Here is a 25,456-nt window from a genome sequence, read left to right on the forward strand (position 1 = left end):
CTTATGGAAGGGAGAGAGTCTAGGCTTGGGTTGCGAATAGGAGGGCGACTTCTGGGGGCATGGCCGCGCGCCTGCGAACCGATGCCGGCGACCAAGCGCCGTGAGCGATGGCTTGACTCTAATGTTACTTCAGGGTTTTTAATCCTGAAACACATTTAATTGGAGATGCGCTCATGAGTTTTTTTAAGCAGATATTAGGTGGGCACCACAATCGCGGGCATGGTGGTTCACACGGTGGACGCTACAAAGAACAAGGCGAAGGCCAGCCGATCGGCACACTTTGCCTCAGTTGCCGGACAACTAATGCGGGTGGTGCGCGGTTTTGTCGACAGTGTGGTGAGTCATTGGTGTCGGCCAACTGCGGGCAGTGCAATACGGTGATGGCGACTGGGGCAAAATTCTGTTCTCAGTGTGGGAGTGCCCAAGGGTAAGCAGGGTGTGCTCCATCCACGGAGCCCCCATTACCTGGAGTTTTGAAAGGTAATCCCGTTGTAGATATGCGCCAGGGATGGCTCGCTCGGGTGCACAGCATTACCTCGGTTTTTTCCTTCGACATGATTGGGGTCAGTCATTTCGAGTGATTACTCCGGTGTCATGAGGACCGCCAAGGTTAACTTGATAAAATCTTCGTTCCGGTCGAGCGTGTGCAGAGCTCCCCGCACGTTTTCGGCGACGGCCGTACCGCCTTGTTGTTCAACCCAATTCGTAAGCTCCATGACGGCTGCTTCAAGGACGAGTTGGTTTTCGTTGATTTTGGACAGCAGGGAAGGGAGCAGGTCAGAGTTCGGCATTTGCACTTGATCCTATGTTGAATTAGGCAGGCTCTCGATTCTGCCGAGCCAGTACGGCCCGCCTGCGCGATATCGCCCAAGTGGTGAATGGCGACAAACACACGAAGTAGTCGTCATAAGCACGATCTGAAACTAGTTGATGTACCAAGTAGAATGCAATCCTCTGCCCACATATTTTATACAAGGACGACTCTGGCCCATGGCACGTCTAGGTTTGGTACTGACCCCCGGTTTTGCCGATTGGGAATATGCTTTTATCGCAGGCACCGCAGCACCGTTCTATGGCATCGACGTCCGCTTTTTCGCCCCGGCGCCGGGGTCGTTCTGCTCCCAGGGCGGGTTGGCTGTAACGGTGGAGGGCAGCTTGCAGCAATGCCAGGAGTGGAAACCAGACGTTGTCGTCGTCGTCGGGGGAATGGTCTGGGAGCGTGCAGATGCGCCGGATATGGCAGACTTTCTGCAAACCAGCCGTCTGGGTGGTGCAACCCTCGCGGGGATATGCGGCGGTACACTCGCACTGGCCAGGGCCGGCCTGCTCAATACAATTGCCCACACGTCCAACAGCGTTGATTTTCTGAAGCAGAACGCCGCCAATTATACGGGAGAGGCGCTTTATCAAGGCTGCCCAGGCGCGATGGTGGCCGACCGGATCATCAGTGCGCCTGGCCCTGCACCCGTGAGCTTCACCTGTGCCGTCTTCGAGGCTGCGGGGTTATCGTCAGAGACTGTTTTACAGTTCAAAACGATGTTGGCCGCTGAACATAAATGACGGATGCCGCGAGTCGCACAGTGGTCATTTGGAGGTCAATGGCTTATTGCCCATGCCCCGCGCCGGACGGGTCTCAACCTCCATTTCTGCGCAGACGAGCCTTGCCGGCTTTTCTCTTCAGGCTCCCCGCCTGCACGGCACTGAGGACTTTCTGGAAGTTCGCGCATTCAATATGCCGCGCAGCAGGGCACGCCGCAGCACGTCGCAGTCCATCGCGTATGGCGCTGAGCTGCTTGATGGTGCGGTCCAGTTCATCAGCCTTTTCGGCCAGCCGCTGGTGATCGATGGCCGGTTGGCCATCCGCGCCCAGCATGGCGGCGATATCGTCCAGGGAAAATGCCGCAGACTGGCCGAGCGTGATCAAGGACAGGCGCTCAAGCACATCCGCAGCAAATACCCGGCTCAGGCCACGGCGACCTATGGAGCGGATAAGGCCCTTTTCTTCGTAGTACCGCAGGGTTGAAGGCGGCAGGCCGCAGCGGCGTGCCACTTCACCGATACCCATCTCTTTCATGCTTGACCTCAAGGCGGCTTGAACTTGCAGACTGCCGGGATCAAACCGGCCGAAGGCAAGAGGAAATAACATGGAAACAACCGAGAGTGTACTGCGTATGGTGCTGGTTGGGCTGGGGGCCACGCTGATCATGGACCTGTCCGCGTTGATGCAGGCACGGGTATTTGGCTTGGCATCCCTGGACTACAGGCTTGTCGGCCGTTGGCTGGGCCACATGCCCAAAGGGCAGTTTCGCCATGCCTCGATTGTGGCGGCGCCGCGTATCTGGAATGAAAGCCTGATGGGCTGGGTGTTCCATTACCTCACGGGCGGTGTCTTCGCGCTGGTGCTCCTGGGGTTCCAGGGGCCGGGCTGGCTCTGCAACCCAGCGCTGATGCCCGCGTTGCTGACGGGCTTGATCAGCGTGCTTGCACCTTTTTGTATCATGCAGCCCGCCTTTGGTTTCGGCTTCGCCGCCGCCAAGACGCCGGCACCGAACCGGGCCAGGCGCCGAAGCCTTATTGCACACCTCACGTTTGGCGTCGGGCTGTTTGTAGCGGGCTGGCTACTGATCCAACTCTTTCCCGCGCCGGTGTGCCTGGGGCAGGGATGACCTCGTCCGCGTCCACTGATCCGCCACGTCCCCCAGGGTCAAGGGCTCGCCACTCTTGATCCAGGCCATGAACGCCCGATCGAACTTGAACGACTCCCCGCACTCGCCAATCAGGAACTGGCGCACCTTCTGCGTATTCCTGTAGTGCTTGTCCAGCGGGGTGGTACGGGTGATGGGGCCGGAGTGCCAGTTGAAGGTCATTGCCATTCCTTGAGTGATGTGGGTTTCTAACTCAGCAGTTCAATACCGGCGCATAGCGCTCTTCGCGTTTCTTGAAGTGAATCGGTGCCATCGGCACTTTTTCACCGTTCACGAATATAGCCGGGAAGGTGAGGGTGAAGTCATCCATATCGCCTTTGCCCAGGGCCGTGCCCTTGCGGCTGCTGCTGGATTGTTCCTTGGGGTCAAAGCCGGTTTTCAGTTGCTCGATACTGACTTGATAGGTCTGGCCTGTCGCCAGCGTTACAGTGACCAATGGTGAATCGGCGCTGACCCACAGCGCCGGGTCGGTCTGTTTATAGGCCGCCCGGCGTTGATCCGGGGTATTCAGGTTGCGCAGGCGCGGGGGGATGTACAGCCGGCCAAACAGGCGCAGTTCGGTATCGGTCGAGCGCAGGTTGCCCGGCCAGCTGGATGTCCCGGGCGGTGCTACATAGACCAGTACATGAACCCAATCGAGTTCTTGCGAGCGTGGAGCAAAGCTTATCGCAGCTTTCGGGCCGGGGCAGGTACGTTCGAGTAACGCATTTGTGCCGACTGCCGATTGCGGATGCAGATACGGCCCGCTGCTGCATCCAGCGAGCAGCGCCAAGAGGGGATAGAGGATGTAGTGTTTCATAGGGGATCAACTCCATTTGCTGTGCGGGCGACTATGGCATCTCTGCGGTTGATTCTCATCAGCTCTGTGCCGCATTATTCCTGGTTTTTTCAGGACAGACGGGCGCAAGTGAGCGGATGCCGTCACCCTTATCCAGGGATAAACCGATGAAGTACCTTGCCACCTTGAATGCCGCAATCGAACGCTTTCTGTGCCGTTTTACCCGTACCCAGTTCCTGTGCGCCGCCATTGCGCTGACCGTGCTCAACTTCGTATTGGACTACACCGTGGCGTCATACACCTCTATCTACCTGTCCATGCTCAGCGGTTGGCTGTTTGCCATGGGCTTGCTGAGGTTCCGGTCCCAGTGATGAGGCTGTTTGAACCATACCTGAAGCGATGGGACCTGACCGTCGATGGCGATGCATTCGCCTCGCGCAATGGTGATCTACTGCCCGTTCGCCAGCGGGGCATGCCGGCCATGCTCAAAATCTCCCAGGTGGCCGAGGAACAAGCTGGCAGTGTGTTGATGGCCTGGTGGGACGGCGAAGGTGCCGCGCCGGTGCTGGCCCGTGATACCGAGGCCTTGCTGATGGCGCGTGCGCTGGGCTCGGCTTCGCTTATACAGAGGGTCAGTGACGGTCGGGATGACGATGCCACGCGCATCCTCTGCGCCGTCGCCGCGCGTCTGCATGCGCCACGGGCCAGGCCAATTCCCGCCCTGGTCCCCCTGGCGCAGTGGTTCGAGGCGCTATGGCCAGGCGCGGCGAGGTACGGCGGCATCCTTGCACAGTGCGCCAGCACGGCACAGGAACTGCTGGCGGCCCCCCAGGATGTCGCGGTACTGCATGGCGATATCCACCATGGCAATGTGCTGGATTTTGGCGCGTCCGGTTGGCTGGCCATCGACCCCAAGGGGCTGTACGGCGAGCGGGGCTTTGATTATGCGAACCTCTTCTGCAATCCCGATGAACGCGCCCTGGCCCCCGAGTGCTTTGCGCGGCGGGTCGAGATCGTTGCCAGTGCCTCGGGTATCGAGCGCCGTCGGCTCCTGCAATGGGTGCTCGCCTGGGCAGGGTTGTCGTTGACCTGGATGCGCGAAGACGGCGATGAGCCGGGAGTTAACCTCGGGGTGGCGCAACTGGCGGCGGCGGCGCTTGCTCGGTGATTAGCGTCATTTAGTTGCGGATAACAGAAAGGTAATTTTCAAGCTACCTTGCCGACAGGGTCGGTTAGTTACTCTCAAGGCTGGAAAAGTAACTTGAGAGATAAAACCGATGAACCTGTTGAAACTAAGTATTGCTGCATTGGCGTTGTCATTGTCCACCGTTGCGCTTGCCACGAGCGGCAGTGATCGTGGGTTTGAGAAGTTGATGAGCGATAACCAGAAAGCCATGGAGGCCTATGCGTTAAAAAAAGGCAAGGACATACCCCAGGTCCAGGACTATCGCTACGGCATGAAACTGGACATCGCCAAGGTGGTCAGCGTGACCCCGACGATCCGCTCCTGCGACATCGTACCCTCGCGCATGACCTTTGAGGATTCGAGCGGCAAGCTCAATACCATCGAATACCAAGTCATGGGGCAGTGCCGTAATAATGGTCGCTGAAAGGTTGCCTTATGACTGTGCAGGCACCGTTGATTGACCGTGAACTGGCGCTACGTTTTCTCACCTGCGCGCGCTGTGCCAGCTTTCGCCAGGCCGCCCGCAGCCTGAATATCCGCACTGCCGAACTGCGCAAGCAACTGGCCCTGTTGGAGGGGCGGCTGGGTAGCCCGCTATTTATCTACCGGGAAAATGCCCTGCGCCTGACCCTCAAGGGCCAGCGCCTGAAAACGCTACTGATGGCGCGGTTTGGCGATGTTCAGCCCCCCGTGGGCACCTCGCCGCAACCGTTGTTGCGCCTGGCCGTGGAAGACTCCCTTATGCGCGATCTGCTGGCGCGTGAGGTGCTGGATTTTATGCGCAAGCACCCGGCGATACAGCTGGAAGTTATCCCGTTGACGGGCGAGCCGACGCGCCAGGCGGATGTCATGGTATGGCTGGCGGATGCCGATCGTCCGCGTCCCTCGCCCGGGTTTGCCATGACCACGCCGCAACGTCTGGCGCGCATTGACTACAGCCCGCATATGGCCAAGCGTTACTGTCGCGGCAACCGTTTGCCGACGCGCATCGCTGATTTATCTGACTTTATGCTGGTGCAAGGCCGCACGAATGCGCCGGTTGCGGCGTTTGAGCCCTGGAACCGCCTGGTCAAACAGCGCCAGAGGGCGCTGGTCCAGGTGCATTCCCAGGAGTGGGTGCGGGAATGGATCAAACACAGCGCCTGCGTCGGGTTGTTGCCCAACTACATCACCCGTCTGGATAAAAACCTGCTGGCCCTCACGCCTTTGTTCAGCGAACCCATGGAACGGCTGGCATGGCTGTCCATCGCACCGTTGACCGCCGATCAACCGTATGTACAAACCTTGGTGGCGTTGATTCGCAAAGTCTTTGAAGAGCGGCGTGACTGGTTCGAGAGCGTCATCTGAGTCGGCAATAACTTTAATCATTCTGACATATTCGCTGTGGGCGCCTGGTCATGTAGTAAGGCCTTTGTTTATAAGGCCTGCCCCGCGGTTCAAGAGCAAAGAATAGCGAATGTCATAAAAGTGTCTTGTAAATACATCCAAACCGTCATCTGGTGTTTGGAAGCTCCCCGTCGCCAAGTAGTACTTAACGATAACGAGGGGAAATAGATGTCGATTAGTTATTCGAAATGCGCAGGACTCACTCAACTCAGCCTGGCCGTGGCGGGCAGCGTATTGGCGTTGTCGGTCCAGGCAGGCACGGTAACCACCGATGGCGCGGACATTGTGATCAAAACCAAGGGCGGCCTGGAAGTGGCCACCACCGACAAGGAATTCAGCTTCAAGTTGGGCGGACGTATCCAGGCCGATTACGCCAGGTTTAATGATTACTACACCCGTAATGGCAACACGGCGGACGCCGCGTATTTTCGCCGGGCCTACCTGGAGTTTGGCGGTACGGTCTACAAGGACTGGAAATACCAGATCAACTACGACCTGTCCCGCAACGTGGGCAATGACAGCACAGGCTACTTCGACGAAGGCAGTGTGACCTACACCGGGTTCAATCCCCTGAATGTAAAAGTCGGGCGTTTCTACACTGACTTTGGCTTGGAGAAAGCCACCAGTTCCAAATGGGTCACGGCCCTGGAGCGTAATCTTTCCTACGATGTGGCGGAGTGGATCAACGACAACTCTGGCATGGGCGTACAGGCCAACGGCGTAGTGGGTGAGATGGCCTACCTATCCGGCAGCGTGTTCAGCGAAAACAACAACGACACCGATGGCGACAGCGTCAAGCGCTACAACCTGCGCGGTGTGTTCGCCCCGCTGCATGAGTCCGGCAATGTGCTGCACGTGGGGGTGCAATACGCCTACCGTGACCTCAAGGACGCTGCCATCGACACGCGCATCCGTTCACGCATGGGCATGCGTGGCGTCGAGACCAACGGCGGCAACAGCGCCGGCAGTAATGGCACCCGCTCGGTCTTTGGCGGCAGCGCGGCCCAGCAGGGGTTGTGGAAGGACGACTCGGTGTGGGGCCTGGAAGGTGCCTGGGCGCTGGACGCGTTCTCGGTGCAGGGGGAATACCTGCGACGGACCCTCAAGGCCGATGCCGCACAAAATGACATCAAGGCCAGCGGTTATTACGCACAGATGGCCTACACCCTGACCGGCGAGCCACGCATCTACAAACTCGATGGTGCCAGGTTCGACTCCATCAAGCCGCAAAACAAGCAGATCGGCGCCTGGGAGGTGTTCTACCGCTACGACGCGTTCACCGTCGAGGACGACAATGTGGTGGTCAGCACCAATGTGCGCCAGGTTGGCGACAGCGAAGGCAAAGCCCATACCCTGGGCGTCAACTGGTACGCCAACGAGGCGGTCAAGGTCAGCGCCAACTACGTCAAGGCCCGCACGGATAACGTCAGCAACACGGTAGGTGATGACACGGGTGATGGCGTGGTCATGCGCTTGCAATACGTCTTCTAAAACACGCTGGAGCGTTTGGCGCCGATGGGGAGGCCTGGATGCCCATCGGTGCTGACGTGATCAGTCAGCCGTCATAATCGCCAAGGCCAACTGACGGTCCGACATCAACGGCGGGCGGTACGCCGTATGGTAGTAACGCACCGCCTGCTCGAATTGGGCGCCACGTATCTGCCCGTCGGAGCCGACAAACGCCAGGGCATCCGACTTGGCCGGGCCAAAGAAATTGCCGGGATGGGTGGTGAGTTCGGTGGCGATAGAGCTGAACAGCGTGGGGCCGAGCGTGGTCCAGTACATGGCACGGTCGCCCGGCTCCTTGGGCTCCCCGGCCAGCGTCTGAGGGCTGATCGACGCCAATAGGCTGAACGCGAAAACCTTCCATGCCTCCATTTTTTGCCTTCCTTTGCGCGGGGATGGCCGACACCCTAGCAGACTCCTGCCTGTTTAGGGGCCGCTGCGCGATCCAACGGGGGCATGCCAGCCTGGGTCAGAAACGATCCAACCGGTAGGCCTGCAGTGCGGGCAAGCCCAGAGGTTGGGGCGCGTAGAGCGGGGTTACCAACTGGGCGATAAGCTCGGCAGTGATCGCCGCTTGGGTCAAGCCCAGGTGTTGGTGCCCGAAAGCAAGCAACACCTTGCCGTCGCACACCCGGTCGATGATCGGCAGCGAGTCTGGCAATGAGGGCCGAAAGCCCATCCACGGGGTGGCGTCCTCAGCCCTCAATTCGTGCCGCAACAGACCGTGGCTCAACCGGTGCAGTTGCCAGGCACGCTGCATGTTCGGCGGCCGGTCGAGGCCGGCGAATTCCACGGTGCCGGCCAGCCGCAGGCCAGCGGCCATGGGTGTCATGATGAACTTGCGCTCCAGCGAGGTGACGGCGAAGGGCAAGCGGTCTTGCTCATGGGGCAGCATCAGGTGATAACCGCGCTCGGTGTCCAGGGGCACCTTTTTGCCGGTCAGCGCCTGGGTGAGCCTGGCCGAGTGGGCGCCGCAGGCGATCAGCACCTGGCGAGCGGCCAAGCGGCCCTGGTCGGTGATCAATGCAACGCCCTGGGCCTGCAACTGGCCGCCTTGTACCTGCTGCTTGAGAAACTGCACGCCGCTGGCCCTGGCGGCCTCGACCAGTTCGCACACCACGCGATACGGATCGAGGAAATGCCCGGTGCTGGGAAAGAACAAGCCCCCCTGGATCCGCTCGCTTAATTGCGGCGCCGCCTGCTGCACGGCGCCGGCGGACCAGCAGTCCACCGGCACGTTTTGCTGGGTCATGCGTGTTTGCAAACCTTCAATCGCTTGCCGCGATTCGGCACGCTCGAACACCAACAGCGAGCCGTCTTCGTGCATCAACTGTGGCTGGGCGATGTTCGCCAACAAGCGCTGCCAGGCGCCCAGGCTGCTTTCATTCAGCGCACGGAGGCCCGCGACGGTGCGCTGGTAGGCCGCCGGTCGCAGGTTCAGCAGCAGGCGAGCAAACCAGGGCAGGGCGCGGGGCAGGTATTTCCAGTCCAGGCGCAGTGGGCCCATGGGGTCCATAAGCATGGCGGGCAGACGCATCAGGATCGACAGGTCGGCGATGGGGAACACCTGTTCAGTGGCCAAATGCCCGGCATTGCCGAACGAGGCGCCCATCCCCGGTTCCTGCTGGTCGATGACCACCACGCGCCGGCCCTGGCGCGCCAGTTGCAACGCGCAGGCGACGCCGATGATGCCGGCGCCGACCACCGCAATGTCGGTTTGGGGTTGAAGGTTGTCGGCCATGGTCAGGCTTCTCTCTGGCCGTCGAGCAAGCGCCGCAGCGCCAGCGGGTTGCCGTGTTTCAGGGCCGCGGGCAGCAGGCTGTCGGGGAAGTCCTGGTAGCACACCGGGCGCAGGAAGCGCTGGATCGCGGCGGTGCCGACCGAGGTCGAGCGCGAGTCCGAGGTCGCCGGGAAGGGCCCGCCATGCACCATGGCATCACACACCTCGACCCCGGTCGGCCAGCCATTGACCAGCAGCCGGCCAGCCTTGCGCTCAAGGGTTGGCAGCAAGGCCCGTGCCTGTTCAAGATCGCCCTCGTCCAGGTGCAGGCTGGCGGTCAACTGGCCTTCGAGGTGTTCGGTCACTTGGCGCATTTGCGCGTCATCGGCGCATTGCACCAGCAACGAGGTGGCACCGAATATTTCGGCCTGCAAGTGTGGGTTGGCGAGAAAGTCCTGCGCGTGGGTGACGAACAGCTGCGCCTGGCATTGGTTCGGGCCTTGTGCTGCTAACCCGCTGGCCACGCACTGGGCATGCTCGGCCAGTGCGCCGACGCCCGCTTCATAGGCCTGGAAGATGCCCGGGGTGAGCATGGTCTGCGCCGGGCTGCGTTGCAGCAGGTCGCTGGTGAGGCTGACAAACTGCTCCAACTGTGCGCCTTGCACCGCAATGACCAGCCCGGGATTAGTGCAAAACTGCCCGGCGCCCTGGGTCAACGAGGCGACAAACCCTTGCGCCAGCGCTTCGACGCGCGCCTTGAGGGCGGCCGGGAACAGGTACACCGGGTTGATCGAACTCATTTCCGCGTACACCGGGATCGGCTCCGGGCGCGCCTGGGCCGCCTGGCATAAGGCGATGCCGCCACTTTGAGAGCCGGTAAAGCCTACCGCCTTGATCCGTGGGTCGCTGACCAGGGCAATCCCCACTTCGCGACCCGCGCCGTACAGCAGCGAGAACACACCTTCGGGCAGGCCACACTGCTTCACGGCACGGGCCAGCGCGCGGCCCACCCGTTCGCTGGTGCCGGGGTGGGCGCCGTGGGCCTTGACGATCACCGGGCAACCGGCGGCGAGGGCTGAGGCGGTATCGCCGCCGGCCACCGAGAACGCCAGCGGGAAGTTGCTGGCGCCGAAGACGGCCACCGGCCCCAGTGGCACCTGGCGCTGGCGCAGATCGGCACAGGGCAGGGGCTGGCGCTCCGGTTGGGCGCGATCGACCCGCACATCCAGCCATTCGCCGGCGCGTACGGTACGGGCGAAGGTGCGCAGTTGCTGGCAGGTGCGGCCCCGTTCACCCTGGATCCGCGCGTGGGGTAAGCCGGTTTCGGCCACGGCGCGTTCGATCAGCTCATCGCCCAGGGCTTCGATTTCGTGGGCGATGGTTTCGAGCAATTGAGCACGCGCCGCCAGGGACGTTTCGCGGTAGCTGTCGAAGGCTGACCACGCCAGCGCGCAGGCCTGGGCCACCTGCTCGCTGGAAGCGCTGGGATAGGCCGGCTCCAGCGCAGTGTTGGTGGCCGGGTTGATCGCCCGGATGGCGGCGCGGGTGCCGGGAAGGGAGTGCTGACCGATCAGCAGATTACCTGTCAGAGTCATGGCCTGTTCCTGAAAAAAGAGGGGGCGCCGCTGTGTGTGTAGCAGCGGCGTACGAGCCGTCAGTCGACGTTCTGCTCTGCCGACCAGTTGGCGTACCACTGGCGGAACAGCGCGTACTGGTGCTCGGCATACCGGCGCTGGGCATCGCTGAGCGCATCGCTCTCGTTGAAATGCAGGCTGTATTCCCGGTCGCCATTGAGCACCATCAAGTGCTTGTAATAGAGCACCAGGTCGCAGCCTTCATCGAAGGACGACAGCACCGCCAGTGCCGCCTCCAGCTCGCGGGCCTGGCGCCGGGCCTTGGCATCGCCCTTGGCGGCTTTCTTGCTCAGGGCCACCAGTTGCAGGACTTCCCGTGGCAGGGCGTTGCCGATACCGGTGATCGCGCCGGTGGCGTTGCAGTTGACGAAGCCGTGCACCACTTGGGTATCGACACCGACCATCAGGGTCACGTCATCGTCCTGGGAGGTGATGTGTTCGGCCGCATAGCGCAGGTCGGCGCCGCCGCCGAATTCCTTGAAGCCGATCAGGTTCGGGTACTCGCGGCGCAGCTCGAAGAACAGGTCGGCGCGGGTGGCAAAGCCGTAGTAGGGGCTGTTGTAGATCACCGACGGCAGGTTTGGTGCGGCACTGAGGATCGCCGCGAAGTGGGCTTTTTGCGCGGTGGCCGAAGCGCCACGGGACAGCACCCGAGGGATGACCATCAAGCCATGGGCGCCGACCTTGGCCGCGTGGGCCGCATGGGCAATGGCCTCACGGCTGTTGACCGCGCCGGTGCCGACGATGGTCGGGATGCCGGCGGCCACCAGGCGCGCCACGCCTTCCTGGCGCTGGGCTTCGGTGAGCAACGGCCAGTCGCCCATGGAGCCGCAATACACCACGGCGCTCATGCCGATCTCGATCAGCTCGCGGCCCTTGGCGACCAGGGCGTCGAAGTCCGGCTGGCGCTCGGCGGTGCACGGGGTCATCAGGGCCGGGATGCAGCCGGTGAAAATGTTATCGCTCATGCTTCTATCTCCTTGGAAGGGTCTGTTTAAACGTTGCCGGGTGCGCAAATGCCCCAGGCGAAGGGGTCCTGTTCATCGATCAATAAGGTGCTGTCGGCGGTCATATAGGCGCGGCCGGTGATGAAGGGACGGATGCGTTCGCCCTCCCATTCAAAGTGGCCCTGGAACTGGCTGGCGGTGATGCTGGCTTGCACCCAGGGCTCGCCGGCCTGAAGTTTTCCATCGGCGGCCAGGCACGCCAGCTTGGCGCTGGTGCCGGTGCCGCAGGGCGAGCGGTCGTAGGCTTTGCCGGGGCACATGACGAAGTTGCGGCTGTCGGCCTGGTCGTCATCGGCGAACAGTTCGATATGGTCGATCAGCGCGCCGTCTGCGCCATGGATGCCCTGGGCTTCGAGGGCCTTGAGCAGCGCCCAGGTGAAGTCGGTCAAGGCCTCGACATTGCCCATGTGCAGCGCCTGGCCGTGCTCGGACACCAGGAAAAACCAGTTGCCGCCCCAGGCGATATCGCCATACACCCGGCCATGCCCCGGCACCTCCACCGGCACCTGCTGGCGATAGCGATAGGCGGGTACGTTGCGCAGGGTGACGGCGCCGTCCTCATGCAAGGTGGCGCTGACCGGGCCCACTGGCGTGTCGATACTGTGCACCCCCGGTGCGATGTGCCCCAGGTAGTGCAACGAGGCAACCAGGCCGATGGTGCCGTGGCCACACATGCCGAGGTAGCCGGCATTGTTGAAAAAAATCACCCCGCAGGTGGCCCCCGGTGTGACCGGCTCGCAGTACAGCGCGCCGACCAATACATCGTTGCCACGGGGCTCCAGCAGGCAGGCGCGGCGCCATGGGTCATGCTCGGTGCGTAGGTTTTCGAGTTGCTCGGCGATGGTCTGGCCGGCCAGCTGTGGGAAGCCATTGATGATCAGGCGCGTCGGTTCGCCGCCGGTGTGGGAGTCAATCACATGCAGTCGTTTCATCCAGCTATTCCTTGGTGATTGGCCGGTTACGCGTTCGCCGGGTGCAGGCCGCTCGCGGGCAGCACGGCTTCGCTTTCGTCGTCTTCGTGTTCCAGTTCCACCAGGTGCGCCGGCACGCCGGTGGCGGCGCCCCAGTAGTAGATGCCCAGCGCGCAGGCGGCGACGACCAGGGTGTCGAAGGGATGGCTGAGCACGCCCAGGCCGCCAAAACTGCCGAGCTTCGACAGCACCATGGTCACCGCGTAGAAACCGATCAACCATGCGCTGGAGCGCACTTGCCGGGCGATGTCCAGGTGCTGGGTCGGCACCAGGCGGCGGCACAGCAGGTACACCCCAAACATCACGATTTGTAGGCCCAGCAGCCACGACACGGTGTTCCAGCCCGACCAGTAGACGATCAGCGCGGCGATGATGAACGACAGCGGGCCCAGCACAGCCATCCACTTGACCCGGAACGGGCGCGGCATGTCCGGCGCATTGCGCCGCAGCGCGGCCACGCATACCGGGGCCACCGCGTAGCTCAACACCAGGGCGGCGGACACCACATTGATCAGCGCCTCCCAGGACGGGAACGGCAGGGTCCAGAACACCGACAAGCTAAAGGTCAGCCACAGCGCCGGGCGCGGGATGCCGGATTTCTCATCGATGCGCGTGAAAACCTTGAAGAAGGTGCCTGTCTGCGCCCAGCCATAGATCACCCGTGGCGTGGCGTTCATATAGATATTGCCGCAGCCGCTGGGGGAGATCACGGCGTCGGCCACCACCAGGTAGGCCAGCCACCCCACGCCCAGGGCCAGGGCGATATCGCGATAGGGCAGGGCCAGTTCCTTGCTGATGCCGGCCCAGCCATTGGCAAGCATTTCGGTAGGCACGCCGCCGAGGAAGGCCACTTGCAGCAGCACATAAATCGCCGTGGACAGCAGCACCGAAAGGATCAGGGCAATGGGAATGGTGCGTTGCGGGTTTTTCACTTCGCTGGCCACCGAGATGATCGGCGTCAGCCCCAGATAGGCAAAAATCACCCCGCCGGCGGACACCGCCATTTCAATCCCCGACAGGCCAAACGGCGCGAACCCCTGGGAGTGGAAGTTGGCCGGCTTGAAGAAGGTGAACAGCACGCCGATCACCAGCAGCGGCACGATGAACTTGAAAATACTGACCAGGTTATTGGCGATGGCAAAGGTCTTGACGCTGCGGTAGTTGAGCACGAAAAACAGGCAGAGCAGGCCGAACTGCACCAGCCAGCCCAGGGTGGTGGGGTCGCTGGAGCCGGCTTTGGTCAACTCGGGAAACCAGGCGGCGGCGTACTGCCTTGAGGCGACCACTTCAATCGCCACCAGGCTGGAAAACGCGATTAGGGTGATAAAACCCATCAGGTAGCCCAGCAGCGGGCCGTGGGAATACACCGGGTAGCGCACCACGCCCCCGGCACGGGGCAGGGCAGCGCCCAATTCGCAATACACAATGCCCAGCAACAGCACCGCAAAACCGCCGAGCAACCAGGAAAAAATCCCCGCCGGACCGGCAATCGACGACACATGGCTGGCGGCAAACAACCACCCGGAACCGAAGATGGCTCCCAGGCCGATAAAGGTGAGGTCGATCAGGGACAGCTGTTTCTTGAACTTGCCTTGGGCTGACATAGCGGCGCCTTCTTGTGGGTTATTGGATAGGCCTGCAGTGGCGCTACAGTGAACCGATCAGCCTGCCGGCGATTGATGTTTTGCGCGGTTATCAATGACGAATTCAGCACAATTGCCAGGCGCGCAACGGCGCTCGACAGGGGCCAGGTCATCGGGCAATCTGCTGGCGGGCGAGGCGATCGATGAGGCGGTGAGCGGCATGATGCACAACGCGTTTGCAACCCTGTGCCAGGGCGACGAGCCGCGCCCACACAGCCTCGAACAGCTGCTGGCGGGCGTGGCCATGCTGTTGCCGATGCTCGATGTGATCCCCAATGCGACGATGTTTATCAAGGATGTGCAGGCGCGCTACGTCATGGCCAACCGCACCCTGGTGCAGCGTTGCGGCTTGAAAGACCGGCGCCCGCTCCTGGGCAAGACCAGCGCCCAGGTATTCCCCGCACAGTTAGGGCCGGGCTATACCGAACAGGACCGGCGTGTGCTGGAGCAGGGCCTGGTGCTGGAGGATCAACTGGAATTGCACCTGTACGGCAGCCGCGAACCGGGATGGTGCCTGACCCATAAATGGCCGTTGTACAACCGCGAGGGCGCGATCATCGGCCTGGCGGGGATTTCTGTGGACCTGCAATCGGCCAGCGAAAAACACCCGGCCTATCAGCGGTTGGCGGCGGTGGACGAACACATCCGCGCCCACTTCAACCAGCGCGTAACCCTCGGTGAACTGACGCGCATCGCCGGTATTTCGGTGGCGCAACTGGAGCGCTACTGCAAACGCGTGTTCCACCTGACCCCCCGGCAGATGATCCAGAAAGTACGCCTGGAACATGCCCATCGCCTGTTGCATACCGAGTTGCCGATCACCGAAGTGGCCTTGCAGTGCGGCTACACCGACCACAGTGCATTCACCCGCCAGTTCAAGGCGTTGACGGGGTTTACGCCGCGTCAGTATCGGCAGGCCACCAGCCAATGAGTGGACGCAAATCCCTGTGGCTGGCTTGCCTGCGATAGCGGCGGGTCAGCCAACATCAATCCCAGCCATGCCGCCGCCATCGCAGCCTCGCTGGGGCTCGACAGCTCCCACCTCGATCTTCAGGGTTTGGAGGATTGCATTTCAGCTGCCACCGCAGGATGCATACGGTACTCAATGTACTGAGGATCCAAGGTGGGAGCTGGCTTGCCTGCGATAGCGGTGGGTCAGCCAGCATCCATCCCAGCCATGCCGCCGCCATCGCAGCCTCGCTGGAGCTCGACAGCTCCCACCTCGATCTTCAGGGTTTGGAGGATTGCATTTCAGCTGCCACCGCAGGATGCATACGGTACTCAATGTACTGAAGATCCAAGGTGGGAGCTGGCTTGCCTGCGATAGCGGCGGGTCAGCCAACATCAACTCCAGCAATGCCACCGCCATCGCAGCCTCGCTGGGGCTCGACAGCTCCCACCTCGATCTTCAGGGTTTGGAGGATTGCATTTCAGCTGCCACCGCAGGATGCATACGGTACTCAATGTACTGAAGATCCAAGGTGGGAGCTGGCTTGCCTGCGATAGCGGTGGGTCAGCCAACATCAACTCCAGCAATGCCGACGCCATCGCAGCCTCGCCGGGGCTCGACAGCTCCCACCTCGATCTTCAGGGTTTGGAGGATTGCATTTCAGCTGCCACCGCAGGATGCATACGGTACTCAATGTACTGAAGATCCAAGGTGGGAGCTGGCTTGCCAGCGATAGCGGTGGGTCAGCCAGCATCCCTCCCAGCCATGCCGCCGCCATCGCAGCCTCGCCGGGGCTCGACAGCTCCCACCTCGATCTTCAGGGTTTGGAGGATTGCATTTCACTGCCACCGCAGGATGCATACGGTACTCAATGTACTGAAGATCCAAGGTGGGAGCTGGCTTGCCAGCGATAGCGACGGGTCAGCCAACATCAACTCCAGCAATGCCGCCGCCATCGCAGCCTCGCCGGGGCTCGACAGCTCCACCTCGATCTTCAGGGTTTGGAGGATTGCATTTCAGCTGCCACAGCTGATCCTCATTGCTGCAACTGCAGGGCCTCACGCTTGAAAAAACGCTTCTGCTCAAATGGAATCTCTTCGCGGTCGCCATAGGGCGCGCTGTACCAGTTGCCGTAGGTTGGATTCGGCAGCAGGAACCAGCGTTGGCCGAACCAGCCCACATAGGGTTCGACCGCCCGGCGTTGGGCGGCCAGGGTGTTGTGTTCGGCCTGGACGAAATCCCCCAGGGAATCCCCGACCATCAACAACACCCGCGCCTGGCTGGCGACCCACTGGCGGCGGCAGTTTTTGCCGTAGCCGGCCTGTTCGCAATGGCCGGTCGGGGTGGCGGCCGCCAGTACCTGTTCGTTGCTGTCCACCGGGAAGCCGCGCAGGCGCAGGTTGGCGACGGTGGCCTGGACCTGGTTGTGCTCACGGTTGGTCAGGTAATACACCTTGATCCCGCGCTGCCGCGCCGCCTGCAAGAACGCCACGGCGCCGGGCAGGGCCTGGGCCTTGGCCTGGTCGACCCAGGTGTTCCAGCGGTCATAGGCGTAGACCTGGTTGTTGACGATGTCCCGCGCGTTGAGCGGCACATTGTCCAGCAGGGTTTCGTCGATATCGACAATCACTGCCGGCGGCAGGCCGCTGAGGTTGCGCGGGGCAAAGGGCAGGGCGTCCCAGTCCTGGGTGGCCAGGGCCACGTCGAGCTGGCGGGTGGCGTCGGCGAACACCTGGCGATAGATCAACTCGTGTTCGATGGAGGTCTGGGTCCACAGCACGGCATCCAGTTGGTCATTGGCCGGTGGGTGCTGTTGGCAGCCGACCAGGAGTGAAGAGAACAGGCAGATGCTGGCGAAGGTGAGATTACGCATAAAGGCTCGGCCTCAAGAGTGAAGGGGCGCTCAGGGCCAGCACATTAGCCTAATCGACCAGGTTTGTGCGTGACCTGCGTATGATCCGCGGCTTCCAACCGCAGACCTCTTCAAGGATTCGGCCCATGCGCCTGCGACAACCCCTGCTTGTTCTTTCCCCACGCTGGCTCGGCTTGGGGGCTGCCCTGACATTCAGCCACCTGGCCCAGGCCCAGGAGGCATTGCAGTTGGCGCCGCTGCAAGTCACCAGCCCTGAACTGAGCGAAGGCGAAGCGGCCCAGGCGCAACTCAAGCAGGTGCCCGGCGCCACCAACTACGTTGACATGGCAAGCGTCGAGCAGGGGCGGGTCAGCAGCAACGAAGATGTGCTCAAGTACCAGGCCGGCATCTACGCCAAGGCGGCGAATAACGAAGGGGTGAAAATCTCCATTCGCGGCTCGGGCATCAACCGTGGCCCCGGCAGCCACGCATCCGGTTTGTATGAAACCATCGACGGCCTGCCACTCACCGGCCCCGGCGGTACGCCTTATGAGCTCAAGGACCCGTTGTGGCTCAGCCGGGTCGAAGTGCTGCGCGGCGCCAACGGGTTTGACCGGGGGGCATTGGCCCTGGGCGGGGCGGTCAACTATGTGACCCACACCGGCTACGATGCCCCCAGGTTGCGTGTGCGCTACGGGGCTGGCAGCCACGGTTATGCCCAGCGGGAAATCAGCTCCGGGCAAGTGCTGGGCGATGCCGACTATTACATCAGCCTGACCGACACTGACGATGATGGCTTCCAGCAACAGAGCGCCGGCAGTGGCAAGGGCGTGGCGGCCAACTTCGGCTACCGGTTCAACCCGGACCTGGAAACCCGCTTCTATTTGCGTTACCGCGAAACCGCCAACGACAGCCCCGGCAAACTCACGCGCCAGCAGATCGAGCACAGCCCGCGCGCAGCCAACGCCCTCAACCTGGCACGCGACTCCAAGCGCTTGCAGCCGGGCTCTACCTGGATCGCCAACAAGACCACGCTGCAATTGGACGATAACTCCCGCGTTGAAGCGGGGCTGGTGTACCACGACTACCCCATGGACCTGCGCGAAGGCACCAACCGCCTCAAGGTGGCGTATACCGATATCAGCGGCACCTTGAACTACATCCGCCAGGACACGCTGCTGGGGCGCGCCAGCCAGACCACGGTCGGCTTGCGCACCACCCAGGGCCTGCCCAATAACGGTGTGTCGGAGTACGTGCGCGTGCCCACCAACACCACGGCCACATTCGCCCCGGGGACCAAGACCCGTGACTACAGTTACCTGGGGTCGGATACGGTGCTGCACATGAGCAACGACCTGGAACTGCTGCCCGACCTGTGGCTGACCACCGGCCTGGCGGCGATCTATACCCGTCGCGAAACCGAAGTCACCTACCCCGAAACCCATGCTCCCTTGAGCACTCATGACTGGGACTATGCCCCGCGCGTGGGCCTGCGCTATGACTTCAACCCGCAGTTGCAGGTGTATGGCAACCTGAGCCGCTCGGTGGAGCCGCCGCATGCCTGGTCGATGATCTGGGGTTCCAATAAGTTTTTTGCCAACGATGCTAATAATCCGGCATCGGGCTTGACCCGCGAAGGCGTGGAATTGCAAAACCAGACCGCCACCACCCTGGAAGTGGGGGGGCGCGGCGAAGCCTGGTTCGGCCAATGGGACCTGGCGGTGTACCACTCGCTGGTGCGTCATGAACTGCTCAGCGTCGAGACCCAGGCGGCAAGCCTCACGAGTTCACAGGTGGTTGCCGAATCCAACGCCAGCCCGACTATCCACCAGGGCCTGGAACTGAGCCTCACCAGCGCGCTGTGGGACGCTGGCAATACCGGCCGCCTGGCCCTGCGCCAGGCCTATACCTTCAGCAACTTCCATTACCGCGATGACCCGCGATTTGGCGACAACACGCTGCCCGGCATTCCCAGGCACTACTACCAGGCGCAGTTGCGCTACAGCCATCCCAGTGGTTTTTTCAGCAGCCTCAATGGCGAGTATTCCTCGCGGGTGGCGGTGGACTATGCCAATTCCTACTATGCAGCGGCCTATGGCTTGTTGGGCGCGACCATCGGTTATGACGCACCGAAACAGGACTGGCAAGCCTGGGTCGACCTGCGCAATCTGACCCGCCAGCGCTACGCCAATACCGTGACCCCGGGGTATGACGACCATGGCCGCGATATGGCGCGCTCCACGCCGGGCGATGGCATGGGCGTGTATGCCGGGGTGTCCTGGAGCCTGCGTTAAGACATTGCGTCGCACGTACGGCCTGTCGCTACGGGGAGGGTCGATCGCCAAGAAGGCATTTTAATGGCCCCCAACTGATCTGGATCTCGCCAAAATCACTTTTATTTTCAGTTGGTTAGGTGGGATTCCAATGCGCAATGTAACAATCACGCTGATTGCCTTGGCCCTGGCGAGCGGGGCGGTGGCGGCCCAGGGCAAGGCGCTGCGCGAAGGGGACCGGTACATGTGCAGTTGGGGCGCGGGCACGGCGGCCAGGGCCCAGGAGCTGAAGTTGGCCGGTGTTTCATTGTATGCGGCGCGGCAGAAGATCCAGCGGTACAAGTTCGACAAGTCTTGGATGCGCATGATGGCCATGGGCATCACCGAGCAGACCTATGACAGCGCATCGCGCCTCAAGCCGGCGGCCGTTCGCGCAAGCTTTTATGAAGAGTGCGTACGCTACAAACTGGCGCGTAAATAGACCCCTGTAGCCGCACCAAAAAGTGGCACTGAAGACACCGGGAACCATAAAAAATGTGTGGTTATTGAATGACTTAGCGTTGTTTCAATCCGACGAAAGGCTAATGGATCAACTTGTTACAAGTTGTCTCGGTAGTTATGATGAGCGGGCGTTCACCTCCCACGGTTTATGCATTTTTAAATCCCAGGTTTCCATCAGCTACCTGGGATTTTTTTTGCCCGCGATTTGACCTGCATAGCCAGGTGGCGGAGAAGCGCCCATGGTTTTTCTGGCGTCATTGCACCAGCGCTTTCGGGGGAAAGTGTGGGGTAGCTAACACTTTCGCAGGATTGCCCACACGTGTTGCACACCCTCATCTATTCTGCTGGGATCACGTCCATCGCGTCATGTGCGACCCAGGGTAGCCAGAATGATTCCGATCGTTGAGTTGAGTCGCATCATGGCGTCCGGCTTTGCCCCGCTGTCGTGTGACTGTAGCGTCAACCCCCAGGGTTTTTTGACGATCCGTATCTTCGAGCCCGAGTCCGGTCGTGTGGAGCTGCTGTTGACCGGCGTGTCGCCCCAGGGCCTGGACAGCATCCGTGCCATCTCCAACCTGATCGGCGAACTGCGCACCGAGCTCAAGGCCGGGCGCCGGGGCTTTGCGGCCTTCGGCTAGGCGTCAGAGCCGGCGCAGAAACGAGCGGACGATACGCTTGGTGGCAGCGGTGGTGTCCAGTTGCTCCAACGCACTGTAGGCATGCCACTGGCAATCGATGATTTCATTGCAGGGCCGGGCCTGGTCGATGTTCACCACCGAGGCTTCAAACACGTGATGCAGCGTGTCACTGGCCTTCAACTCCTGCAGATACAGCAACCCATCCACGTTCAGCCCGGTTTCCTCCTGCAGTTCACGCGCGGCCGCGCCGACCGGGCGCTCATCGCGCTCGACCTTGCCACCGGGCAGGGCCCATTTCGACCTGGCCTTGCGCACAAACAGAATGTGCCCCTCGTGTTCGCAAATCACCGTTGCGCGTATTTTCATCGTCTGTGCCCCCGCGACTGGATGATCGTCATAAAAGTGTAATTCAATTGTCATGCGGGGTCTTTATAGGGCGAGGCTGGAGACCGTGAAGGAAAACGCCGATACTGCTCCACTGAAAAAACACCGGTGAAGGAAAGTCAGATGAGCACCATCCGCTGGGGCATGATCGGTTGTGGCAGTGTTACTGAGATCAAGAGTGGACCCGCTTTCTACAAAGCGCCAGGTTCGGCCCTGGTGGCTGTGATGGGGCGTCGCCCGCAAGCGGTGCGCGATTATGCGGCACGCCATGGGATTGCCCGGTTTTACACGGATGCCCAGGCCCTGATCGATGACCCCGAAGTGGATGCGGTGTACATCGCCACGCCCCCCGACAGCCACCTGGAATACAGCCTGCTGGTGGCCGCGGCAGGCAAGCATTGCTGCGTCGAAAAGCCGATGTCCCTCAATGCCGAGCAGAGCGCCTTGATGCAGCGCACCTTCGAGCGGGCGGGGTTGCATCTGTTTGTCTCCTATTACCGGCGTTCTCTGCCGCGCTTCCAGCAGGTGCGTGCCTGGCTGCAACAGGGGCGCATTGGCGAGTTGCGGCACCTGAGCTGGACGTTGTGCAAGCCGCCATCGCCGACCGATACCCACGCCAGCAACTGGCGGACCGACCCGGCGATTGCCGGCGGGGGCTATTTTGCCGACCTGGCCAGCCATGGCCTGGACCTGTTCCAGTACCTGGCGGGGGATATCGTCGAGGTCACGGGGTATACCGCGCGCCAGGCTGGGCGCTATGCGGCGGAAGATGCCGTCACTGCCTGCTGGAGCTTTACGTCGGGCGCGCTGGGGATGGGCTGCTGGAACTTTGTGGCCGACCGCCGCGAGGACCGGGTCGAGTTGATCGGTAGCGCTGGGCGCATCACCTTTTCAGTGTTCGATGAGCAACCGTTGCAACTTGAGGCCGAGGTCAGCCAGACCCTGCATATTGCCCATCACCCCCATATCCAGTGGCACCACGTACTGGGCATGAACGCGCATATCCGTGGCGAATGTGTGCACCCGGCACTGGCCATCGAAGCCCTGAAGACCGACCGGATCATGGATCGGGTGCTGCAGCGCAAGCCTTGATGCCTGGAGCTGTCGAGCTTTCTACCGTGCGGCGGCGCGTTACCTGACTGCACGCCGGGGTGTGGCCCAGAACAATGGCCGCTCACTTTGATAAAGGATTTGCCCGATGAAATGGAGAACCACCTGGATCGCCCTGTGCCTGGCGTTGGCCGCGCAGGCGGGTGCAGCCTCCCGCAGCCAGGGGCAGGCCGGCGACTTTGATTTTTATGTGTTGTCACTGTCCTGGTCGCCGACTTTCTGCCTGACCCATCCACAGGACCAGCAGTGCACCGGCAAGGGCTACGGCTTTGTGCTACATGGCCTGTGGCCGCAATATGCCCGGGGCGGGTGGCCGGCCTCTTGCCTGCCGCGGTCGCGGTTGTCGGCCGAGGAACTGGCCAAGGGCATGTCATTGTTCGTGACTGAAAAACTGCTCAAGCATGAATGGGCCAAGCACGGCACATGCAGTGGCCTGGAGGCGTCCGACTACCTGGACAAGGCCGATGCCGCATTGGCGGTGGTCCAGATTCCGCAGGCGTTCGAGCCTTTTAATGTGCCCGGCCCACTTGCCGCCCGGGATATTGAAGCCTTGTTTCGCGAGAGCAACCCCCGCATGGGGCGCCACGGCATGGCCGTGATCTGCCGGGGCAAGGTGTTGTCGGAGGTGCGGGTCTGCTTGAGCAAGGAGTTGCGCTTCGCCGGTTGCCCGAAGAGCGTCAAGAGCCAATGCCGGGGCGGCGAGATCCGAATACCTGCCCAGCGATAATCCCGGCGGTTGGCGCATAAGCTATACAGAGTGAAACCATCCGGCAGCGCTATGCTCCAACAGTGGTGAATGCCTTCTCTCTGCACCGAGCTGATTCATGCAATTTTTATCCAATACCCATGGTTGTGACGGTTGGGGCGGTGAAATGGCCCAAAGGATCCGTGCCTTTGACTGGTCGACCACCGACCTGGGCCCGATTGACCGCTGGTCCACCAGCCTGACGTGTGCGGTGCAGATGCTCCTGGCTTCGCCGGTGCCGATGGTGATGCTCTGGGGCCGTGCCGGGTACATGATCTACAACGACAGCTATTCGGTGTTTGCCGGCGGGCGCCACCCGTTTCTGCTGGGCGTGCCAGTGGAGCAGGGCTGGCCGGAAGTGGCCGATTTCAACCGGCAGGTCATGGACACCTGCCTGGCCGGTGGCACCTTGTCCTACCGCAACAAGGCCTTGATGTTGCTGCGCAATGGTCGCCCCGAAGACTTGTGGCTGGACCTCTATTACAGCCCGGTGGCCGGTGACGACCAGCAGCCGGCCGGGGTGCTGGCGATTGTGGTGGAGACCACCGAGCACGTACTGTCCGAGCGTTTGCGCCAGGAAGCCGAGGGGGCTTACCGCGTGGCCGACGAGCGCTTGCAACTGGCGCTCAATGCCGGGGCGCTGCTGGGCTCCTTTGTCTGGGATGTGTTGCCCGACCGACTGTCGGGTGACGAGCGTTTCGCCCGCACCCTGGGCCTGACCATGGCCGACGTGGAGCAAGGCCTGCCCATTGCCGTGGCCACCCAGGTCATCCATCCCGATGACCTGGTGCGGGTCAACCGCCTGATTGCCCGCACCCTGGAAGCCGGTGGCCCGTATAACGTCGAGTTTCGCGTGCGACGCCCCGACGCCAGCTATCTGTGGGTGCTGGCCAGCGGGCGTTGCGAGCTGGATGCGGGCGGGCAGCCGCTGCGCTTTCCCGGGGTGATCATCGATATCCATGTACGCAAGATCGCCGAAGAGTCCCTGCTCAAACTCACCCATAACCTGGAGCAGCGCGTCGCCGCCGAAGTCCAGGCGCGTTCGGCCGCCGAGGACCAATTGCGCCAGTCGCAAAAGCTCGAAGCCATTGGCGGGCTGACCGGGGGCGTGGCCCATGACTTCAATAACCTGCTGCAGGTGATTGCCGGCAACCTGCACCTGCTGGCCCGCCATGAGCGGGACAACCCCCAGGTACAACGGCGCGTCGGTGCCGCCCTGGCTGCCGTCGAGCGCGGCGCCAAGCTGTCCTCGCAACTGCTGGCCTTTGCCCGGCGCCAGCCGCTGTCACCGGCGGTGTTCAACCCCCGGCGCATTTATGAAGGCCTGGGTGAATTGCTGCAGCGGGCCCTGGGGGAAACCATCCAGATCGATGTGCAATTGCCGCAAGACCCCTGGTGCATCCATGTCGATCGCAATCAATTGGAAAACGCCGTGCTCAACCTGGCGATCAATGCCCGGGATGCCATGAAGGGCGAGGGGGTGATCCGCATCACCGGTGAAAACATCAGCCTGTCGCCCGAGGAGGGCTGCCGCAACGGGATTGCCTCCGGCGAATATGTACGCCTGTCGGTCAGCGACACCGGGGCCGGCATGCCGCCGGCGGTGCTGCGGCGGGTCTTCGAGCCGTTCTTCACCACCAAGCCTGACGGCCACGGCACCGGCCTGGGCTTGAGCATGGTGTTTGGTTTCGTCAAGCAAAGTGGCGGGCATGTGCAGATCAGCAGCGAGCCAGGCCAGGGCACCGTGGTGCAGATGTACTTCCCCCACAGCCTTGAACCGGAAAGCCAGGAAGCCCCACCCTGTGAGGCCCTGCAAGAGGGCGGCCGGGAATCCATCCTGGTGGTGGAGGACAACGAAGGCGTACGCGGCGCGGCGGTGGAATTGCTGCAACAGTCCGGCTACACGGTGCTCACCGCCGAGGATGGCGATGACGCCATGCTGATGCTGCGCACCGGCTTGCGGCCCGACCTGATCTTCACCGATGTGGTCATGCCCGGGCGGATCAAAAGCACCGACCTGGCCCAGTGGGCCAAGGCGCAACAGCCGCCGGTTGCGGTGTTGTTCACCTCCGGGCATACCCGCGACATTCTTTCCAGCGACCACCTGTTGGGCAACGACATTCATCTGCTGGGCAAACCCTACCGCCCCGAAGACCTGGCGCAACAGGTACGCTCGGTACTGACCGCACGGGTAAGCCACGGCGATTGAGCATTTGCCAAGGTGCTGGCGATTATCTGGCAAGACCTGACATTGCCCAGGCGCCGGGCCAGGGGAATTGACCTTGAGCATGACAAGAGGCCCATGGATGGGCTAGCTTCAAGGTGTACCAGTCATTGATTAGTAAGCGCTCCATAAACCCCACCTCCCGCTGGTGGGGTTTTGCGTTTTAAAGTGGCGTTGTGGGTTTGCAGTTCCACGGCAGCAGCGCTTCGTAGCCTTCGATGCAATTGGCCTGAGGCAGGCGTTC

Annotated in this window: 27 protein-coding genes; 15 read left to right on the top strand and 12 right to left on the bottom strand. The window is 61.9% G+C overall.

Going from position 1 to position 25,456, the window contains the following annotated elements; genetic code table 11:
- The first annotated feature begins 173 nt into the window (after nt 1-173).
- Complete coding sequence (locus tag BLL38_RS18520) at nt 174-431, top strand: double zinc ribbon domain-containing protein (protein ID WP_076963834.1); 258 nt, start codon at nt 174-176, stop codon at nt 429-431.
- A 150-nt stretch (nt 432-581) separates the two neighbouring features.
- On the opposite strand, the gene BLL38_RS18525 is transcribed toward BLL38_RS18520, so the two are convergent.
- A complete protein-coding gene (locus BLL38_RS18525; RefSeq protein ID WP_076963835.1) occupies nt 582-791 on the bottom strand; it encodes a hypothetical protein in 210 nt (69 codons plus the stop codon).
- A gap of 199 nt (nt 792-990) precedes the next feature.
- Here BLL38_RS18525 and BLL38_RS18530 point away from each other — a divergent pair, with 199 nt between their 5' ends.
- Entirely contained in the window at nt 991-1,560 is a 570-nt protein-coding gene (locus tag BLL38_RS18530; protein ID WP_076963836.1) for a DJ-1/PfpI family protein, read from the top strand.
- A 73-nt stretch (nt 1,561-1,633) separates the two neighbouring features.
- On the opposite strand, the gene BLL38_RS18535 is transcribed toward BLL38_RS18530, so the two are convergent.
- Nucleotides 1,634-2,074 (bottom strand): helix-turn-helix domain-containing protein, encoded by a 441-nt coding sequence (locus BLL38_RS18535; protein ID WP_076963837.1) that lies wholly within the window; start codon nt 2,072-2,074, stop codon nt 1,634-1,636.
- A gap of 70 nt (nt 2,075-2,144) precedes the next feature.
- Here BLL38_RS18535 and BLL38_RS18540 point away from each other — a divergent pair, with 70 nt between their 5' ends.
- Nucleotides 2,145-2,666: a DUF2938 domain-containing protein gene (locus BLL38_RS18540; protein WP_076963838.1), complete on the top strand. Its 522-nt coding sequence runs from the start codon at nt 2,145-2,147 to the stop codon at nt 2,664-2,666.
- Here BLL38_RS18540 and BLL38_RS18545 read toward each other — a convergent pair.
- On the bottom strand, nt 2,619-2,867 hold the full coding sequence (locus BLL38_RS18545) for a DUF6434 domain-containing protein (RefSeq protein ID WP_076963839.1): 249 nt from the start codon (nt 2,865-2,867) through the stop codon (nt 2,619-2,621). The two genes, BLL38_RS18540 and BLL38_RS18545, sit on opposite strands and share 48 nt — an antisense overlap.
- Before the next feature lie 31 nt (nt 2,868-2,898).
- Nucleotides 2,899-3,504, bottom strand: a complete 606-nt coding sequence (locus tag BLL38_RS18550) for a hypothetical protein (RefSeq protein WP_076963840.1) — start codon at nt 3,502-3,504, stop codon at nt 2,899-2,901.
- A 146-nt stretch (nt 3,505-3,650) separates the two neighbouring features.
- On the opposite strand from BLL38_RS18550, the gene BLL38_RS18555 reads away from it, so the two are divergent.
- From BLL38_RS18555 to BLL38_RS18575, 5 genes are all read left to right on the top strand, one after another.
- On the top strand, nt 3,651-3,854 hold the full coding sequence (locus tag BLL38_RS18555) for a hypothetical protein (RefSeq protein WP_076963841.1): 204 nt from the start codon (nt 3,651-3,653) through the stop codon (nt 3,852-3,854).
- Nucleotides 3,854-4,651, top strand: a complete 798-nt coding sequence (locus BLL38_RS18560) for an aminoglycoside phosphotransferase family protein (protein ID WP_076963842.1) — start codon at nt 3,854-3,856, stop codon at nt 4,649-4,651. Before BLL38_RS18555 ends, BLL38_RS18560 begins: the two co-directional genes overlap by 1 nt.
- A gap of 109 nt (nt 4,652-4,760) precedes the next feature.
- Entirely contained in the window at nt 4,761-5,093 is a 333-nt protein-coding gene (locus BLL38_RS18565; protein WP_076963843.1) for a DUF2790 domain-containing protein, read from the top strand.
- Nucleotides 5,094-5,104: 11 nt separating this feature from the next.
- Nucleotides 5,105-6,016 carry a LysR family transcriptional regulator gene (locus tag BLL38_RS18570; RefSeq protein WP_076963844.1) on the top strand — a complete coding sequence of 304 codons (912 nt, stop codon included), beginning with the start codon at nt 5,105-5,107 and terminating at the stop codon, nt 6,014-6,016.
- 207 nt (nt 6,017-6,223) lie between these two features.
- Nucleotides 6,224-7,546 carry an OprO/OprP family phosphate-selective porin gene (locus BLL38_RS18575; protein ID WP_076963845.1) on the top strand — a complete coding sequence of 441 codons (1,323 nt, stop codon included), beginning with the start codon at nt 6,224-6,226 and terminating at the stop codon, nt 7,544-7,546.
- Nucleotides 7,547-7,606: 60 nt separating this feature from the next.
- Here BLL38_RS18575 and BLL38_RS18580 read toward each other — a convergent pair whose 3' ends face one another.
- The 6 genes from BLL38_RS18580 to BLL38_RS18605 form a co-directional block, all read right to left on the bottom strand.
- Nucleotides 7,607-7,933, bottom strand: coding sequence for a DUF2388 domain-containing protein (locus BLL38_RS18580; RefSeq protein ID WP_076963846.1), 327 nt, complete (start codon nt 7,931-7,933; stop codon nt 7,607-7,609).
- Between the two features lie 97 nt (nt 7,934-8,030).
- A complete protein-coding gene (locus BLL38_RS18585) occupies nt 8,031-9,302 on the bottom strand; it encodes an NAD(P)/FAD-dependent oxidoreductase (RefSeq protein ID WP_076963847.1) in 1,272 nt (423 codons plus the stop codon).
- 2 nt (nt 9,303-9,304) lie between these two features.
- Entirely contained in the window at nt 9,305-10,876 is a 1,572-nt protein-coding gene (locus BLL38_RS18590) for an aldehyde dehydrogenase (NADP(+)) (RefSeq protein WP_076963848.1), read from the bottom strand.
- Between the two features lie 59 nt (nt 10,877-10,935).
- The gene (locus BLL38_RS18595; RefSeq protein WP_076963849.1) at nt 10,936-11,883 is read right to left on the bottom strand and encodes a dihydrodipicolinate synthase family protein; all 948 of its coding nucleotides are present in this window, start codon (nt 11,881-11,883) and stop codon (nt 10,936-10,938) included.
- A gap of 26 nt (nt 11,884-11,909) precedes the next feature.
- Nucleotides 11,910-12,854, bottom strand: a complete 945-nt coding sequence (locus tag BLL38_RS18600; protein WP_076963850.1) for a 4-hydroxyproline epimerase — start codon at nt 12,852-12,854, stop codon at nt 11,910-11,912.
- A 26-nt stretch (nt 12,855-12,880) separates the two neighbouring features.
- The gene (locus BLL38_RS18605; protein WP_076963851.1) at nt 12,881-14,497 is read right to left on the bottom strand and encodes an APC family permease; all 1,617 of its coding nucleotides are present in this window, start codon (nt 14,495-14,497) and stop codon (nt 12,881-12,883) included.
- A gap of 199 nt (nt 14,498-14,696) precedes the next feature.
- Between BLL38_RS18605 and BLL38_RS18610 the strand changes: the two genes are divergently transcribed.
- Nucleotides 14,697-15,467, top strand: a complete 771-nt coding sequence (locus BLL38_RS18610) for an AraC family transcriptional regulator (protein ID WP_169865124.1) — start codon at nt 14,697-14,699, stop codon at nt 15,465-15,467.
- A 1,054-nt stretch (nt 15,468-16,521) separates the two neighbouring features.
- Here the strand turns inward: BLL38_RS18610 and BLL38_RS18615 are convergent.
- Nucleotides 16,522-17,358, bottom strand: coding sequence for a 5'-nucleotidase, lipoprotein e(P4) family (locus BLL38_RS18615; protein ID WP_076963852.1), 837 nt, complete (start codon nt 17,356-17,358; stop codon nt 16,522-16,524).
- Between the two features lie 125 nt (nt 17,359-17,483).
- Between BLL38_RS18615 and BLL38_RS18620 the strand changes: the two genes are divergently transcribed.
- The 3 genes from BLL38_RS18620 to BLL38_RS18630 all read left to right on the top strand — a co-directional run bounded on the left by BLL38_RS18620 (nt 17,484) and on the right by BLL38_RS18630 (nt 20,749).
- A complete protein-coding gene (locus BLL38_RS18620) occupies nt 17,484-19,631 on the top strand; it encodes a TonB-dependent receptor family protein (protein ID WP_076963853.1) in 2,148 nt (715 codons plus the stop codon).
- 130 nt (nt 19,632-19,761) lie between these two features.
- The gene (locus BLL38_RS18625) at nt 19,762-20,091 is read left to right on the top strand and encodes a hypothetical protein (protein WP_076963854.1); all 330 of its coding nucleotides are present in this window, start codon (nt 19,762-19,764) and stop codon (nt 20,089-20,091) included.
- Nucleotides 20,092-20,500: 409 nt separating this feature from the next.
- Nucleotides 20,501-20,749 (top strand): DUF1652 domain-containing protein, encoded by a 249-nt coding sequence (locus tag BLL38_RS18630; protein ID WP_076963855.1) that lies wholly within the window; start codon nt 20,501-20,503, stop codon nt 20,747-20,749.
- A 3-nt stretch (nt 20,750-20,752) separates the two neighbouring features.
- On the opposite strand, the gene BLL38_RS18635 is transcribed toward BLL38_RS18630, so the two are convergent.
- Nucleotides 20,753-21,115: an NUDIX hydrolase gene (locus BLL38_RS18635; RefSeq protein WP_076963856.1), complete on the bottom strand. Its 363-nt coding sequence runs from the start codon at nt 21,113-21,115 to the stop codon at nt 20,753-20,755.
- Nucleotides 21,116-21,256: 141 nt separating this feature from the next.
- On the opposite strand from BLL38_RS18635, the gene BLL38_RS18640 reads away from it, so the two are divergent.
- From BLL38_RS18640 to BLL38_RS18650, 3 genes are all read left to right on the top strand, one after another.
- Nucleotides 21,257-22,225 (top strand): Gfo/Idh/MocA family protein, encoded by a 969-nt coding sequence (locus tag BLL38_RS18640; RefSeq protein WP_076963857.1) that lies wholly within the window; start codon nt 21,257-21,259, stop codon nt 22,223-22,225.
- Nucleotides 22,226-22,331: 106 nt separating this feature from the next.
- The gene (locus BLL38_RS18645) at nt 22,332-22,970 is read left to right on the top strand and encodes a ribonuclease T2 family protein (protein WP_076963858.1); all 639 of its coding nucleotides are present in this window, start codon (nt 22,332-22,334) and stop codon (nt 22,968-22,970) included.
- Between the two features lie 97 nt (nt 22,971-23,067).
- On the top strand, nt 23,068-25,197 hold the full coding sequence (locus BLL38_RS18650) for a hybrid sensor histidine kinase/response regulator (protein ID WP_076963859.1): 2,130 nt from the start codon (nt 23,068-23,070) through the stop codon (nt 25,195-25,197).
- Nucleotides 25,198-25,456 lie beyond the last annotated feature (259 nt).

It is taken from the genome of Pseudomonas gessardii, assembly GCF_001983165.1.
Classification (GTDB): Bacteria; Pseudomonadota; Gammaproteobacteria; order Pseudomonadales; family Pseudomonadaceae; genus Aquipseudomonas; species Aquipseudomonas gessardii.

What these genes read in the sequence shown, in the direction of transcription:
- BLL38_RS18520 (WP_076963834.1), top strand. Translation starts at nt 174, where the DNA reads ATGAGTTTTTTTAAGCAGATATTAGGTGGGCACCACAATCGCGGGCAT.
- BLL38_RS18525 (WP_076963835.1), bottom strand. Translation starts at nt 791, where the DNA reads ATGCCGAACTCTGACCTGCTCCCTTCCCTGCTGTCCAAAATCAACGAA.
- BLL38_RS18530 (WP_076963836.1), top strand. Translation starts at nt 991, where the DNA reads ATGGCACGTCTAGGTTTGGTACTGACCCCCGGTTTTGCCGATTGGGAA.
- BLL38_RS18535 (WP_076963837.1), bottom strand. Translation starts at nt 2,074, where the DNA reads ATGAAAGAGATGGGTATCGGTGAAGTGGCACGCCGCTGCGGCCTGCCG.
- BLL38_RS18540 (WP_076963838.1), top strand. Translation starts at nt 2,145, where the DNA reads ATGGAAACAACCGAGAGTGTACTGCGTATGGTGCTGGTTGGGCTGGGG.
- BLL38_RS18545 (WP_076963839.1), bottom strand. Translation starts at nt 2,867, where the DNA reads ATGACCTTCAACTGGCACTCCGGCCCCATCACCCGTACCACCCCGCTG.
- BLL38_RS18550 (WP_076963840.1), bottom strand. Translation starts at nt 3,504, where the DNA reads ATGAAACACTACATCCTCTATCCCCTCTTGGCGCTGCTCGCTGGATGC.
- BLL38_RS18555 (WP_076963841.1), top strand. Translation starts at nt 3,651, where the DNA reads ATGAAGTACCTTGCCACCTTGAATGCCGCAATCGAACGCTTTCTGTGC.
- BLL38_RS18560 (WP_076963842.1), top strand. Translation starts at nt 3,854, where the DNA reads ATGAGGCTGTTTGAACCATACCTGAAGCGATGGGACCTGACCGTCGAT.
- BLL38_RS18565 (WP_076963843.1), top strand. Translation starts at nt 4,761, where the DNA reads ATGAACCTGTTGAAACTAAGTATTGCTGCATTGGCGTTGTCATTGTCC.
- BLL38_RS18570 (WP_076963844.1), top strand. Translation starts at nt 5,105, where the DNA reads ATGACTGTGCAGGCACCGTTGATTGACCGTGAACTGGCGCTACGTTTT.
- BLL38_RS18575 (WP_076963845.1), top strand. Translation starts at nt 6,224, where the DNA reads ATGTCGATTAGTTATTCGAAATGCGCAGGACTCACTCAACTCAGCCTG.
- BLL38_RS18580 (WP_076963846.1), bottom strand. Translation starts at nt 7,933, where the DNA reads ATGGAGGCATGGAAGGTTTTCGCGTTCAGCCTATTGGCGTCGATCAGC.
- BLL38_RS18585 (WP_076963847.1), bottom strand. Translation starts at nt 9,302, where the DNA reads ATGGCCGACAACCTTCAACCCCAAACCGACATTGCGGTGGTCGGCGCC.
- BLL38_RS18590 (WP_076963848.1), bottom strand. Translation starts at nt 10,876, where the DNA reads ATGACTCTGACAGGTAATCTGCTGATCGGTCAGCACTCCCTTCCCGGC.
- BLL38_RS18595 (WP_076963849.1), bottom strand. Translation starts at nt 11,883, where the DNA reads ATGAGCGATAACATTTTCACCGGCTGCATCCCGGCCCTGATGACCCCG.
- BLL38_RS18600 (WP_076963850.1), bottom strand. Translation starts at nt 12,854, where the DNA reads ATGAAACGACTGCATGTGATTGACTCCCACACCGGCGGCGAACCGACG.
- BLL38_RS18605 (WP_076963851.1), bottom strand. Translation starts at nt 14,497, where the DNA reads ATGTCAGCCCAAGGCAAGTTCAAGAAACAGCTGTCCCTGATCGACCTC.
- BLL38_RS18610 (WP_169865124.1), top strand. Translation starts at nt 14,697, where the DNA reads ATGATGCACAACGCGTTTGCAACCCTGTGCCAGGGCGACGAGCCGCGC.
- BLL38_RS18615 (WP_076963852.1), bottom strand. Translation starts at nt 17,358, where the DNA reads ATGCGTAATCTCACCTTCGCCAGCATCTGCCTGTTCTCTTCACTCCTG.
- BLL38_RS18620 (WP_076963853.1), top strand. Translation starts at nt 17,484, where the DNA reads ATGCGCCTGCGACAACCCCTGCTTGTTCTTTCCCCACGCTGGCTCGGC.
- BLL38_RS18625 (WP_076963854.1), top strand. Translation starts at nt 19,762, where the DNA reads ATGCGCAATGTAACAATCACGCTGATTGCCTTGGCCCTGGCGAGCGGG.
- BLL38_RS18630 (WP_076963855.1), top strand. Translation starts at nt 20,501, where the DNA reads ATGATTCCGATCGTTGAGTTGAGTCGCATCATGGCGTCCGGCTTTGCC.
- BLL38_RS18635 (WP_076963856.1), bottom strand. Translation starts at nt 21,115, where the DNA reads ATGAAAATACGCGCAACGGTGATTTGCGAACACGAGGGGCACATTCTG.
- BLL38_RS18640 (WP_076963857.1), top strand. Translation starts at nt 21,257, where the DNA reads ATGAGCACCATCCGCTGGGGCATGATCGGTTGTGGCAGTGTTACTGAG.
- BLL38_RS18645 (WP_076963858.1), top strand. Translation starts at nt 22,332, where the DNA reads ATGAAATGGAGAACCACCTGGATCGCCCTGTGCCTGGCGTTGGCCGCG.
- BLL38_RS18650 (WP_076963859.1), top strand. Translation starts at nt 23,068, where the DNA reads ATGCAATTTTTATCCAATACCCATGGTTGTGACGGTTGGGGCGGTGAA.